Source organism: Streptomyces sp., assembly GCF_035645055.1.
Classification (GTDB): domain Bacteria; phylum Actinomycetota; class Actinomycetes; order Streptomycetales; family Streptomycetaceae; genus Streptomyces.
Genome location: NZ_DASQNH010000008.1, coordinates 1 through 13,479 on the forward strand (window position 1 = coordinate 1; position 13,479 = coordinate 13,479).

A 13,479-nucleotide genomic window follows, 5' to 3' on the forward strand; every position below is an offset into this window, starting at 1 on the left:
CCCTTGGCGACGGCCGCCATCCGGGCGCGCAGCTGGTCGCACTCGCCCGCGAAGACGAGCGGCGGATACGACTCGAGGTCCGCGATCACCTTGCGCAGAGCCTCGGGGTCGGGGTACTCGGGCTGCTGCGCCGCGGGCAGGTCTCGCCAGGTGTTGCCAGCGCTCGCGCTGGTCTTAGCGTTCACGGTCACGACCTCAACATTACGGGGTGAGGTGCGGGCTCCCGGACCGCGCCCAGCAAATGAGACGCACCCGACGATCCCCGGACACCGCCCGGGGCATGGGGTAGGGTCGCCGCATGTTCGCGCACTCGATCCAGACCTGCATCCAGAACTGGTGGTGGACCGCTTCTCCGGCGGCCCACTGACTGCGCGTACGCACGACTTCGCGAAGGCCGCCCGAGGGGCGGCCTTCGGTGTTTTCCCGGCCGTTCCTCATTCGATCACCACGAGTTCGATACTCACGGAAGAGGAACCATGGACCTGGCACGGCTCGCGCACGATCCCCGCCCCTTCGCCCTGCTCCGCCGCCGCACCCCCGGGCACGACCACGACACGGCCGAGCTGCTGCTCGGCCCGGTGACGGAGTACGAGCGGCTCGCCGACCTGCCCGACGAGGGCCTGGCCCTGGTGCCGTTCCGGCAGATCCGCGAGCGCGGCTTCGACGTCCGCGACGACGGCACCCCGCTGCTGGTGCTCACCCCCGAGGAGACCCACCGCATCCCGCTCGCCGAGGTTCTGGACCGGCTGCCGGCGCACGAGGTGCGGGTCGAGGGCGGCGGCTTCGACGTCGCCGACGAGGAGTACGCCGAGATCGTCGGCCGGGTGCTGGACGAGGAGATCGGGCGCGGCGCGGGCGCGAACTTCGTGATCCGGCGGACCTATCAGGGGCGGGTCCCGGGGTTCGGCCGCGCCGACGCGCTGGCGCTGTTCCGGCGGCTGCTGGCGGGCGAGCGGGGCGCGTACTGGACGTTCGTGGTGCACACCGGGGACCGGACGCTGGTCGGGGCCAGTCCGGAGGTGCATGTGCGGATGAGCGGCGGCACGGTCGTCATGAACCCGATCAGCGGGACGTACCGCTATCCCGCCGACGGACCCACCCCCGAGCACCTGCTCTCCTTCCTCGCCGACGGCAAGGAGATCGAGGAGCTGTCGATGGTCGTCGACGAGGAGCTGAAGATGATGTGCACCGTCGGCGACATGGGCGGGGTGGTCGTCGGGCCACGGCTGAAGGAGATGGCGCACCTCGCGCACACCGAGTACGAGCTGCGCGGCCGGTCCTCCCTGGACGCGCGGGAGGTCCTGAAGGAGACCATGTTCGCGGCGACCGTCACCGGCTCGCCCGTGCAGAACGCGTGCCGGGTCATCGAGCGCCACGAGACCGGAGGGCGCGGTTACTACGCGGGCGCGCTGGCCCTGCTCGGCCGGGACTCCGGCGGGGCGCAGACGCTGGACTCCCCCATCCTGATCCGTACGGCGGACATCGACGCGGCCGGACGGCTGCGGGTGCCGGTGGGCGCGACCCTCGTGCGCGGCTCGGACCCGGCGAGCGAGGTCGCGGAGACGCACGCCAAGGCGGCGGGGGTGCTGGCCGCGCTCGGGGCGCGTCCGTCCCGGCCGCGCGAGGAGGCCGTACGGCCGAGGCTGGCCGACGATCCGCGGGTGCGGGCCGTCCTGGACGGGCGGCGGGCCTCGCTGGCGCCGTTCTGGCTGCGGATGCGGGAGCGGTCCGCCGAGCTGGACGGGCACGCGCTGGTCGTCGACGGGGAGGACACCTTCACCGCGATGCTGGCGCATGTGCTGAGGTCGGCCGGGCTCGAGGTGACCGTGCGGCGCTTCGACGAGCCGGGGCTGCGGGAGGCGGTGCTCGCGCACGAGGGGCCGCTGGTGCTGGGCCCCGGGCCGGGCGATCCGGGTGACGCCGACGACCCGAAGATGCGGTTCCTGCGGGGGCTCACCGCCGAGGTGATCCGGGGGCACCGGCACGGGGTGCTCGGCGTCTGCCTCGGGCACGAGCTGATCGCGGCCGAGCTGGGGCTGGCCATCGTCCGCAAGGAGGTGCCCTACCAGGGGGCGCAGACGGAGATCGATCTGTTCGGGCGGCCGGAGACCGTCGGCTTCTACAACAGCTTCACGGCCCGCTGCGACGACGCGGCGGCGGCGGAGCTGGCGGCCCACGGGGTGGAGGTGAGCCGGGCGGCGAACGGAGAGGTGCACGCGCTGCGCGGCCCCGGCTTCGCGGGCGTGCAGTTCCATCCGGAGTCGGTGCTGACGCTGAACGGGGCGGCGGTGGTCCGGGAGCTGGTCGGTCAGCTGCGGGGCACCAGCACGTTCTCCGAGCGGCGGCCGGCCCGGTAGTCCAGGACGCATGTCGCGGCCCATCAGTCCGTCGAGGCGGAAGTCGAAGTCGGCGCGCGGGCCGACTGTGGCTGGTCACACCCGCGGCGGAGCCGCACATCGATACGGCCCGCACCCGTCAGGTGCCTCTGCGCAGGCGTTCCGTCAGGGCTCGGCCCTGCTGGGGGGAGGGGCGGGGTTCCGCCAGGCGGGTCAGCAGGCGGTCCAGATGGAGGTCCACGGCCGACTCGACCAGCTCGGCGTAGACCTCGGCGGCGAGGCGGGCCCGGTGCCGGGCGACGGTGGCCGCGACCAGGGCGATCAGCGCGGCCGGCCACCACAGGACGGCCAGCGGCAGATACAGCACCGCCCAGCCGCCGAGCGTGAACGCGGTGTCGAGGCGGGCGCGGGTCTCGGTGAGGGTGTCGCGGGTGGCGGCGGGCAGCAGCAGCCACAGCCGGGGCCAGACGGTGGCCAGGTCGATGCCGTACTCCTGGCGGAGCCGTACGGCGGGAGCGTGCAGCCGGTCGCCCAGCCAGGTCGGGTGCCGCGGCGGAACGAGTGCGAGCGCGTTGCGGCGGGCGGCGTCCTCGGCGCGGCCGCCGGCCCGGTAGGCGGCGTCCGCCGCGTGCCAGGCGGCGGACCGGCGGGCGGTGCGGCGGGCGGCGAGCGCGGTGAAAGGGCGTGGCCAGGCACCCGCGAGCGCGCGCTCCACGGGGCCGGCGAGGGCCTGGGCGAGCAGGCCCAGGCCGGCCGACAGCGGAAGCGCGGCCACGATCAGCAGGACCGCGCGGACCGCCAGGGCGTTCTGCCGGTCCGGCTCGCCCTGGGTGAGCGCGGCGAAGGCCTCCCCCAGGGCGCGCCAGTCGGACCAGCCGCTCCGGCCCAGCTCGGCCGCCGCCACGGCCACCATCAGATAGCCGAGGCCCGGCAGCACCAGCAGGGTGAACCAGCGTTCGGCCAGCCTGCGGCCCAGTTCGGCGAGGAAGCCCGTCACCCGGCGGCCCTCAGGCGTCCGCGACGAAGCTGAGCACCCGCTCGTGCACCAGGCACTCCGGGGGACCCTGCCCGGCCCGGCGCTGCTCGACGCGTCCGCAGCGGCCGGCCGGGCAGAGGTACACGCCCTCCACGGGCGGGCCGGGGGCGCCGACCGGGGTGGGGGCGTGCCGGGCGAGCAGGGGCCCGGTGACGGTGACGTCGAGGGAGCGCAGCACCTCGTCGAAGTCGGCGCCCTCGCGCAGGCGCCGCACCGCCTGTTCCAGGGCCGCTCGCCGGGGGCCGCTCAGCAGGCGCAGCGTGGCCAACTCCCGGCAGAATTCGGCATGCAGGTCGTCCTCGGCTGGTTCCACGGGTCGATCGTAGGGCGGACCGTCCCGCTCACGCCCCCGAATGGACATGCGCGGCCCAGCTGAGCGGGCGCTCCGGCCACCGCTCCCGCAGCCGCCGCGTCGCGAGGTGCAGGGCGAGGGCGGCGGGTGGGGCGCCGCTCGCCGGGCGGGGGGCGGGTACGGTGCCGCTCGGAACCGCACCGCTCGGGCCGGCGCCGCGTGGCCCCACCTCGTCGGCACCCGCGCCGTCCGGGTCTGGACCGCCGGGGCCCGTGGCCCCTGGGCCCGCGCCGCCCAGGTCCGTGTCGGCCGTATCCGCGCTGCCCGCACCGCCCGGACGTGTGTCACCGGGGCCGGTGGCGCCGGGGTCTGCCGCACCGGAGCCCGCACCGCCGGGGTCTGCCGCACCGGGACCCGCACCGCCGGGGTCTGCCGCACCGGGGCCGGTGGCGCCCGGACTCGCGCTGCCCGTAGCCGCGCTGCCCGGACCCGTGCGGCCCGGACCCGCACCACCGGGGCCCGCGCCGCCGGGGCCCGCACCGCCGGGGCCCGCACCGTCCGGACCACCCGCAACGCGGGCGCGGCCGGTGTGCGGGGTCGCGGGGCCGGACGCCACGAGGGCTTCCGTGGGGGCTGGGACCGGAGTACCGGACGCCCGGTCCGGCGAGGGGCCGTGTGCCCTGTCCGCCGCCAGTGTCTCGTACACCCCCCGGGCGATCTCCGCCGACGACTCGTCGTCGACGCGCCAGAGGGTGCCGATGACCTGGGAGAAACCGGCGAGTTGGAGGGAGGCTGCCAGGTGGAGGGCCTCGTCGGGGAGGCGGGTGCCGCCGACGGCGGTCTCGCAGGCCGAGAGGTAGGCGAACTCCGCGCCGGGCAGGTCGAGCCGGGAGACGTCCAGGACCGACAGTGCGCCGCCGGGCAGCAGCAGCCGTCCCTCGGAGGGGCGTTCCGGGTCCTGTACGCCGTGGCAGGCGAAGTGGGCCCAGGAGTGGGCGGTGAGGGCACGCCGTATCGACTCGGGACGGGCCGCGTCCCCGCTGAGCAGGGTGCCGCCCATGGCCGCGTGGGCCAGGCCCGCCTCGCGCAGGGCGCCCGGGAGCGGGGCGAGGCCGTCGAGTTCGGGGACGGCGACGATCAGCGGGCGGGCGTCCGCGGCGGGGGCCCGCCGGGCGCGGGCGCGCAGCAGGGCGGTGACACTCGGGGTGGAGGAGGACACCACCCGGTCCGGCACCTCCCCGGCGGCGTGCAGCGGCAGGAAGGACAGCGCTCCGGCGGGGCACCACCACAGCCGGGGCGGCGGCTCGCCGGGCGGCGGCGGCCCGGTGATGCCGAGGGCGTCGAGCACGGGCGCGGCGACCGTGCGCCACAGCCAGTCGAGCACATCGGCGACGGCCTGCTCGGCGAAGGCGCGGGCGAGGCCGGAGCGGGCCGCCGCGGCGGCGGCCGCGAGCAGCGTCCCGGCGCGCTCCCGGGCCTCGGTGTCGGAGTATTCGGGCAGGTCGCAAACCCTCAGGTCGGCCGCGTGGGGACCGGTCAGCAGCAGGGCGTGACCACCGGGGTCCGGGCCACCGGTGATCACGGCCACCGGCCCTTCGGCGCCCGCGGCGAGCAGCTGCTCGGCGCGGGGCGGGCGCAGGAAGTCCCGGAAGCCGTCGCGGGCGCGGATCGCCTCGAGGGTTTCCTGCCACTCGCGGGCCAGCCGGTGGCGGCGGTCGCCCTCCTCACCGGACGCACCCTCCCCGGCGGCCTGGTCCAGGGCTTTGCGCAGCGTGTCCAGCCGGGCGGCGAGTTCCGGTGCGGCGGCGGCCAGTTCCTCCGTCTCGGTGCGCAGTTCCAGTGCCTGGGCGGCGAGCACCCCACGGCCGGCCTCCACCAGTTCCAGTGCCTCGGCGGGCCGCCCGGCGGCCAGGGCGATCAGCCCGGCGAACGACCCGGCGGCGGCCACGCGGCCGAGCATCTCCTCCTGGTCCGCCCGGTCGACCCCGCGCCAGGCGAGCAGCGGCAGCGTCTCGATGGCGCTGCGGGCCGCGGCGAGCGACCGCTCGGTGTCCCCCGTCTCCCGCGCCACGGTGGCCAGTTCGAGCGCGGCCGAGGTGCGCACCAGGGCGGACTGGGCCGGGTCGGCGGCCAGTTCGGCGTTCACGGCGAGTTCCTCGTCGCGTACGGCGTCGTGGCCGCCGTCGACGCGGGCGATCTCGCTGAGCGCGCGGGACAGGGCGACCAGGGCACCGCCGCGTCCCGGCGCCTCGGGGGGCAGCCGGCGCAGGGCGGTCCGGGCGGCCTCGACCGCCCGGTCCAGGTCGGCCCGGTCGCCGCGGTGCCGGTGGCGTTCCCACAGGGCGTGGGCGTGGTTGGCGCGCAGGGCGGCGGCGCTGTGCTGGGGGTCGTCGCGCGGGTCGTCCCGCAGGGCCGCCTCGAAGTGGCGTACGGCGGTGTCGGCGGCCTCGGGCGGGGCGCCGGGCCGGCGGGCGCGGGCGAGGAGGACGCCGCCGAGGGCGTTCTGGAGACGGGCGCGCCACTGGTGGCCGGGTGTGGTGCCGGCGAGGGCGCGTTCGACGAGTTCCTGGGCGTGGTCGAGTTCGGCGGGGGTGTCGGTCTCCCGCGCGTACTCGACCAGCAGGCTCACCAGGGTGCCGAGGATCACCGGGTACTCGGCGCCGAACTCGGGTGTGGCGTCGGCGAGTTGCCGGGCCGCGGTGACGGCTTCGCGGAGCGAGGCGAGATGCCGGACCCGGGTGTACCGCTCGATCAGCGCCATGATCAGCCCGGCGGGCAGCTGGGCGGGCATGTCGGCCTCCGGCGGCAGGACGGCGAAGCCCTCGCGGCCGGCGGCGACCGCCTCGTCGAGCAGGGCGAGGTCGAGGGTGTCCCGGTAGCGGTTGACCAGGACCTCCGCCAGCCGGGCGAGGGCGCCGGCCCGGTCGGCGGGGGTGCCGGCCACCTCCAGGGCGCGGCGGGCGGCGGCTTCGGCGCGGTCGAGGCCGCTGCCCCGGTCCAGCTCGGACTGGGCGAGCAGCAGGTCGGCGAGGGTGCTGAGGGTCCGGCTGTGGTCGGCGTGCGGAGCGCCCGGCGCGGTCAGCCGGGTCACGGTGGCGAGGGCCCGGGTGAGGACCTCCGGGTCGCCGTGCTCGCGGTACTCGTGCATCGCGGCGGCGGCGTACGACGTCACCGCCTCCGCGCGCGGTCGGTCGCCGCTCAGGCCCTCGGCCATCAGCCGCAGGGCGAGTCGCCGGTCCGCGGGGTCGCCGCGCAGCTGGTAGCGGTACTGGTGGTGGCGGCCGAGGTCGGCGGCGTACCGGGCGGGCTCCGCGCGGTACAGCGTCGCGTAGGCCTCGATGGCCTGGTCCAGGATCTCGGGGTCGCGGCCGCGGGCGAAGCGCTGGGCGAGCACCCCGGCGTAGCTGCGCCGCATGGTGTCGTCGACGAGGTGGTGGTGGGGGTGGCCGCGCATGCGGCGCATCAGTTCCAGGGTCTCGTCGAGCAGGGTGACGTCCTTGCGCTCCTGGGCGGTGGCCTGGAGCAGGATGCCCAGCGTGTTCGCGGCCTGGCCCAGCCAGGCGCGGCTCGCCGGGTCCAGAGCGGCGAGCGCGGAGCGGGCCAGGGCCGGGGCGTCCTCGGCGAGGGAGGAGTCGCGCAGCCGTGCGGCCCGCTCGGAGAGGAGGCGGGCGAGATGGGCGGCGCGGGCCGGCGCGGTGTCCGGTGCGGCGGCCCGGTGGGCGGCGCGGGCGTGGCGGATCGCGGCTTCCTCGTCGGCGGGGTCGGCGTCCCGCGCGAAGCGCTGTTCCGCGAGGTGGGCGAGGAGATCGTGGACGATCCCGTGGGCCGAGGGGTTCGGGGGCGGGCCGTTCAGCGCGCGGGTGCCGCAGAGCAGGGCTGCGTCCAGGCACCAGGGGCGCAGCCAGTCCGGGGTGGCCGCGGCGCGGGCGCGGGCCGCGAGTCCGGCGGCGAGGCTGCCGGCGGCGAGCGCGGCGGCGGCGTCCACCTCGGCCGACGGGTCGACCAGGGGGCGCATGGCCGGGGGGACGGTCGCCCGCTCGGCGCGGTGCAGGACGGCGGCGGCGAGGAGGGCGGCCGAGAGTTCCGGCGCGTCCTCGCCGCCGGCCGCCGCCTTCACCGCCGCCGCGGACAGGGCGGCCAGCGAACCCGCCTCCACGGGCCGTGGGGGCGGCAGGGGCCTGCCGTCGCGTAACGCGGGCCAGACGGCGCGCAGCGCCGGCCCGTGCCGCTCCAGCAGGCCGCGCAGTCCCAGCGTGTTCCACCAGCCCGCCATGGCTCCCCCGTCCCTCAGTTCGGTCGACGCCCCGTCACCCGAAGAACACCCCGACCTCCTCGTAGAGTTCCGGCTTCACCCTTTTGAGCCGGGCGGTGGCCTCGGCGATGGGCACGCGGACGATGTCGGTGCCGCGCAGGGCGACCATGGTGCCGAAGTCGCCGTCGCGGACGCAGTCGATGGCGTGCAGGCCGAAGCGGGTGGCGAGCCAGCGGTCGAAGGCGCTGGGGGTGCCACCGCGCTGGACGTGCCCGAGGACGGTGGTACGGGCCTCCTTGCCGGTGCGTTTCTCGATCTCCTTGGCCAGCCACTCGCCGACGCCGGAGAGCCGGACGTGCCCGAAGGAGTCGAGCGTCTCGTCCTTGAGGACCATGTCGCCGTCCCTGGGCATGGCGCCCTCGGCGACGACGACGATCGGCGCGTACGACGCCCGGAACCGGGAGGTCACCCAGGCGCACACCTGGTCGACGTCGAAGCGCTGTTCGGGGATGAGGATGACGTTGGCGCCGCCGGCCAGCCCGGAGTGCAGGGCGATCCAGCCGGTGTGGCGGCCCATCACCTCGACGACGAGGACCCGCATATGGGACTCGGCGGTGGTGTGCAGCCGGTCGATGGCCTCGGTGGCGATGCCCACGGCTGTGTCGAAGCCGAAGGTGTAGTCGGTGGCCGACAGGTCGTTGTCTATCGTCTTGGGGACGCCGACGCAGGGGATCCCGTGCTCACCGGAGAGCCGGGCGGCGACCCCGAGGGTGTCCTCGCCGCCGATCACGATCAGTGCGTCGACCCGCTGTTCGGCCAGGTTCTCCTGGATCCGGCGGATGCCGCCCTCCGCTTTGAGGGGGTTGGTGCGCGAGGAGCCGAGGATGGTGCCGCCGCGCGGGAGGATGCCGCGTACGGCGGGGATGTCGAGGCGCGTGACGTCGCCCTCCAGGGGACCGCGCCAGCCGTCCCGGTAGCCGGTGAAGTCGTAGCCGTACTCCTGCACGCCCTTGCGGACGATGCCCCGGATGACGGCGTTGAGCCCGGGGCAGTCGCCGCCTCCGGTCAGTACTCCGACCCGCATGGAAAGTCCCTTCGCCGGGTTGCCGTATGCCATGCCGTGCGGTGTGCCGTACGAGCAGGCTAGGGGTGACCCAGGTCACTTCGGCAGGGCCCGGGAGGGTGGTTCCGGCGCGGTGCCACGGGTCGGCCGAACCGCGGCGTGGGTTCTACTCCTCGTCGAGGCCGCGCTCTATGGCGTACCGCACCAGCTCCACCCGGTTGTGCAACTGGAGCTTGCCGAGGGTGTTCTGGACGTGGTTCTGCACCGTGCGGTGCGAGATGACCAGGCGTTCGGCGATCTGCTTGTAGCTCAGGCCCTTGGCGACCAGGCGCAGCACCTCGGTCTCCCGCTCGGTGAGGCGGGGCGCTCCCGGCTGGTCGGTGTCGGGCGCGGGCGCGGGCTCGGAGGCCAGCCTGCGGTACTCGCCGAGGACCAGGCCCGCGAGGCCCGGGGTGAACACCGGGTCGCCGACGGCGGTCCGGCGCACCGCGTCCAGCAGTTCCTCCGTGGACGCCGACTTCAGCAGATAGCCGGTCGCGCCGGACTTCACCGCCTCCAGGACGTCGGCGTGCTCCCCGCTTGCGGACAGCACCAGGACGCGCAGCGCGGGGTCAGCGGCGACGACCTCCTTGCAGACCTGGACGCCGGGCTTGGCGGGCAGGTTCAGGTCGAGGACCAGTACGTCCGGGGCGGCGGCCCTGGCGCGGCGCACCGCCTGCTCGCCGTCGCCCGCGGTGGCGACCACCTCGAAGCCGGACTCGGCAAGATCGCGGGCGACGGCGTCGCGCCACATCGGATGGTCGTCGACCACCATGACCTTGATCGCCTGCTGCTCGCTCATCGTTTCCCCCGTGCCATCGGTTCGTTCTTCGGGACCTTCAGTTCGACCTCGGTGCCCTGTCCGGGCGTGGAGATCAGCTCCGCGCTGCCGCCCAGGTCGCGCAGCCGGCCCCGGATGGACAGGGCCACACCCATCCGCCCCTCGCCCTCGGCCTGCGCCAGACGCCCCTCGGGGATGCCGGGCCCGTCGTCGCGGACGGTGACGATCACCTCGCCGGGCTCGTCCTCGATGAGGATCCACGCGTGCGCGTGCTCCCCGGCGTGCCGCTCCACGTTGTCCAGGGCGGCGCCGACGGCCGCGGCCAGCTCCCGGGCGGCGTCCGCCGGCAGGGTGACCGGGGCGCCGGGCTCCGCGACATGGATCCGGGCGCCCGCGTACGGCAGGAGCAGGCCGCGCAGATCGACGGGGCCGTCGGTGTCGTCCGGCTCTTCCACGGCCCGCACGACCGCGCCTCGGGCGGTGTCCTCGGAGACCCGGGAAACGGGCACCAGCCCGCCGGAGACCAGGGTGCGCAGCGCCACCTCCTGCTCGCCGGCCAGCCGGCCCAGCTCGGCCGCCTCACCGCCGAGGGCGGCGCCGCGGCGCTTCACCATGGCCAGCACCTGGAGCACGCTGTCGTGGATGTCCCGGGCGAGCCGCTCCCGCTCCCGGGTGGCGGCCTCGATCTCCAGGGCGCGGGCGAGGGTGCGCTCGGAGGCGCGGGCGACCTCGACGACGTAGCCGATGGCGATGGAGGCGACCCAGACCAGGATCACGTTGTGGACGGTGTCGCGGGCCGGGGCGCCGCGTTCGATGAGGTTGGCGACGGCGACCGCGGTGGACGCGAAGGCCGCCCACCGCCAGCCGCCCTTGATGGCGAAGGCCAGGACGGAGCCGGCGGTCCATATCGACGGCAGGGTGGGGCCGCCCTCGATGATCCGCTGGTGGGCGTCGGCCGCGATGGTGAGCAGGATGCCGGTGACGGCGATGGTCAGGTCGACGGCGAGGAAGCGCTTGGTGCAGGCGGCCTCGCTCGCGACCCTGGGCAGGGTCGCCAGGGTCCATCCGGCGAGGACGACGTAGTAGCCGACGGCGATCCACGGGCGCGGGAACTCGCCGTAGGCGGTGCAGAACAGGCCGATCGCGTACAGCATGGTCAGCACCCGGAAGCCGGCGAGCGCACGCCACAGCGGCTGCTCGACGGACATCCTCATGACTCTCTCGCGCTTGGCCATGTCCCCACCCCCCACCCCGGACCGACGCGGCCGGGGCCCGGACCGTTACCGGTCCGCCTGCTCCCGGTGTGCCCTCTCCTTGTCGGCCTGCTCCTTCTCGGCCTGCGCGAGCGCGGCCTTGGCCGCCTTCGCCGCCTCCTTCTCGGCCTTGGCCGCCTCCGCCATCTGCCGCTTGGCGGCGGTCGCGTACATGTCGACGTACTCCTGGCCGGAGAGCTTCATGATCTCGTACATGACCTCGTCGGTCACCGCGCGGAGCACGAAACGGTCGTGCTCCATGCCCTGGTAGCGGCTGAAGTCGAGGGGCTTGCCGATGCGGATGCCGGGCCGCATGACCTTGGGGACGACCTTCCCGGGCGGCTGGATCTTCTCCGTGTCGATCATGGCGACCGGGATGACGGGCGCGCCGGTGGCGAGCGCCACGCGCGCGAGGCCGCCGGGCTTGCCCCGGTAGAGCCGGCCGTCGGGCGAGCGGGTGCCCTCCGGGTAGATGCCGAACAGCTCGCCGCGCTCGATCACCTCGATGCCGCTCCTGATGGCCGCCTCGCCCGCGCCGCGCGCGCCGGAGCGGTCCACCGGGAGCTGGCCGACGCCCTTGAAGAACGCGGCGGTCAGCCGGCCCTTCACCCCGGGGGTGGTGAAGTACTCGGCCTTCGCGATGAAGGTGACCTTCCGGTCGAGCACCGCGGGCAGGAAGAACGAGTCCGAGAAGGACAGGTGATTGCTCGCGAGGATCGCGGGGCCCTCGGCGGGAACGTTCTCCAGGCCCTCCACCCAGGGCCTGAAGACGAGCTTCAGCGAACCCCCGACGGTGACCTTCATCGCGCCGTACAACAACCGAGTGCCTCCTGTGTCTGTGGATCAGACCTTAACCCGGGGGCCGGGCAGGGTACGCCCCGAGTACCCGACGGCCCTGGTCGGTGTCAGTGCGGTCGCGTACGGTGAAGCCACACCCGCACTCTGCTGCACGCCCGTTCCGACGCCCCCTGAGATGAACAGGAGACCGAAGGTGCCGGTCCTCCCCGGAGCCGAGCCGTACCGCCACGAGGGCGGAGAGGTCGGCGTCCTGCTCTGCCACGGTTTCACCGGTTCCCCGCAGTCGCTGCGCCCCTGGGCGGAGTATCTCGCCGCGCACGGCCTGACCGTCTCCTTGCCGCTGCTGCCCGGGCACGGCACCCGCTGGGAGGACATGCAGCTCACCGGCTGGCAGGACTGGTACGCGGAGGTGGACCGCGAGCTGCGCGCCCTGCGCGCGCGCTGTACGCGGGTGTTCGTGGCCGGTCTGTCCATGGGCGGCGCCCTCGCCCTGCGGCTCGCGGCCCGGCACGGCGACGCGATCAGCGGCGTGGTCGTCGTCAACCCGGCGAACAAGGTGCACGGCCTGTCCGCGTACGCCCTGCCGGTCGCCCGCCACCTGGTCCGCACGACCCGGGGCATCGCCAGCGACATCGCCAAGCCGGGCAGCGTGGAGATCGGCTACGACCGGGTGCCGCTGCACGCCGCCCACTCGCTGCGCGCCTTCTTCCGGGTCGTCGACCGCGAGCTGCCCCAGGTCACCCAGCCGCTCCTGGTGCTGCACAGCCCGCAGGACCATGTGGTGCCGCCCGCCGACTCGGCCCGCGTGCTCAGCCGGGTCTCCTCCGCCGACGTGACCGAGCTGCTGCTGGAACAGAGCTACCACGTGGCGACGTTGGACCATGACGCGGACCGGATCTTCGAGGAAAGCCTGGCGTTCATCGGCCGGCTCGCACCCAGTGTAGGTGCCGGCAAGGAAGGGACGGCCGCAGGTGGCTGAGCACGACTCGGAGCGCGAGGACCGCGAGGAACGCGAGCGCGCGGAGGCACTGCAGGGCGGTGCGGGCCGCCCGGGCGGCGAGCCCGGGGAGCAGTCGGTGCCGTTCGACGAGGAGGCCGCGTGGGCCGCGATCGTCGCCGGGTACGGCGACGAGCCGCCGGACCCGCCGGGCGCCAAGCCGTTCAAGTCGGTGGAGGACCTGGCTCTGCTGGAGACCGAGACGAACGACGGCGAGGGGGGCGAGGCGCCGCGGAACGAGTCGCCGAAGAAGGAGGCGCCCAAGAAGGAGGCGCCGAAGCCGCTGGGCAGCTCCGTCTCCTTCGCCCCCGGCGTCGGCCCCCGTGACTACACGGTGCCCGAGCCGGCCGAGGAGGACTTCGACGACGATGACGAGGGCCACTTCGTCCCGCCGGAGCCGCCCCCGCTGCCCGCCGCCGACGCGACCGCGAAGTTCGCCTGGCTCGCGGTGATCGGCGGCCCGGTGCTGCTCCTGCTGGCGGTCCTGCTGGGCTGGGACATGACGTGGTGGCTCACCACCCTCGGCATCGGCGGCTTCCTGGGCGGCTTCGCCACGCTGGTGATGCGGATGCGCACGGACGACGAGGAGGACGACGACCCGGGCCGCGGGGCCGTCGTCTGACAGACCGGCT

At 75.1% G+C, this 13,479-nt stretch carries 12 protein-coding genes; 4 read left to right on the forward strand and 8 right to left on the reverse strand.

Going from position 1 to position 13,479, the window contains the following annotated elements; translation table 11 throughout:
* Positions 1 to 191 (reverse strand): 3-deoxy-7-phosphoheptulonate synthase (locus VE614_RS02515; RefSeq protein ID WP_324931179.1); only part of this gene is annotated, 191 nt, incomplete at its 3' end.
* Positions 192 to 298: 107 nt separating this feature from the next.
* On the opposite strand from VE614_RS02515, the gene VE614_RS33650 reads away from it, so the two are divergent.
* Entirely contained in the window at positions 299 to 367 is a 69-nt protein-coding gene (locus VE614_RS33650) for a trp operon leader peptide (protein ID WP_414719489.1), read from the forward strand.
* A gap of 109 nt (positions 368 to 476) precedes the next feature.
* A complete protein-coding gene (locus tag VE614_RS02520) occupies positions 477 to 2,357 on the forward strand; it encodes an anthranilate synthase family protein (protein WP_324931183.1) in 1,881 nt (626 codons plus the stop codon).
* 118 nt (positions 2,358 to 2,475) lie between these two features.
* Here the strand turns inward: VE614_RS02520 and VE614_RS02525 are convergent, their stop codons facing one another.
* The 7 genes from VE614_RS02525 to VE614_RS02555 all read right to left on the reverse strand — a co-directional run bounded on the left by VE614_RS02525 (position 2,476) and on the right by VE614_RS02555 (position 11,856).
* Entirely contained in the window at positions 2,476 to 3,333 is an 858-nt protein-coding gene (locus tag VE614_RS02525) for a hypothetical protein (protein ID WP_324931185.1), read from the reverse strand.
* Between the two features lie 10 nt (positions 3,334 to 3,343).
* The gene (locus VE614_RS02530; RefSeq protein ID WP_324931188.1) at positions 3,344 to 3,685 is read right to left on the reverse strand and encodes a hypothetical protein; all 342 of its coding nucleotides are present in this window, start codon (positions 3,683 to 3,685) and stop codon (positions 3,344 to 3,346) included.
* Between the two features lie 28 nt (positions 3,686 to 3,713).
* Positions 3,714 to 7,937: a CHAT domain-containing protein gene (locus VE614_RS02535; protein WP_324931191.1), complete on the reverse strand. Its 4,224-nt coding sequence runs from the start codon at positions 7,935 to 7,937 to the stop codon at positions 3,714 to 3,716.
* Positions 7,938 to 7,971: 34 nt separating this feature from the next.
* A complete protein-coding gene (locus VE614_RS02540) occupies positions 7,972 to 9,000 on the reverse strand; it encodes a 6-phosphofructokinase (protein WP_324931194.1) in 1,029 nt (342 codons plus the stop codon).
* A 145-nt stretch (positions 9,001 to 9,145) separates the two neighbouring features.
* A complete protein-coding gene (locus tag VE614_RS02545) occupies positions 9,146 to 9,820 on the reverse strand; it encodes a response regulator transcription factor (protein WP_324931197.1) in 675 nt (224 codons plus the stop codon).
* Entirely contained in the window at positions 9,817 to 11,034 is a 1,218-nt protein-coding gene (gene macS, locus VE614_RS02550; RefSeq protein ID WP_324931199.1) for a MacS family sensor histidine kinase, read from the reverse strand. The genes VE614_RS02545 and macS overlap by 4 nt, the downstream gene beginning before the upstream one ends.
* Positions 11,035 to 11,079: 45 nt before the next feature.
* Positions 11,080 to 11,856 carry a lysophospholipid acyltransferase family protein gene (locus VE614_RS02555; protein WP_324931380.1) on the reverse strand — a complete coding sequence of 259 codons (777 nt, stop codon included), beginning with the start codon at positions 11,854 to 11,856 and terminating at the stop codon, positions 11,080 to 11,082.
* Positions 11,857 to 12,043: 187 nt separating this feature from the next.
* On the opposite strand from VE614_RS02555, the gene VE614_RS02560 reads away from it, so the two are divergent.
* Both VE614_RS02560 and VE614_RS02565 read left to right on the forward strand, forming a co-directional pair.
* Entirely contained in the window at positions 12,044 to 12,829 is a 786-nt protein-coding gene (locus VE614_RS02560; RefSeq protein WP_324931202.1) for an alpha/beta hydrolase, read from the forward strand.
* The gene (locus VE614_RS02565; RefSeq protein ID WP_324931205.1) at positions 12,822 to 13,469 is read left to right on the forward strand and encodes a hypothetical protein; all 648 of its coding nucleotides are present in this window, start codon (positions 12,822 to 12,824) and stop codon (positions 13,467 to 13,469) included. Before VE614_RS02560 ends, VE614_RS02565 begins: the two co-directional genes overlap by 8 nt.
* Positions 13,470 to 13,479 lie beyond the last annotated feature (10 nt).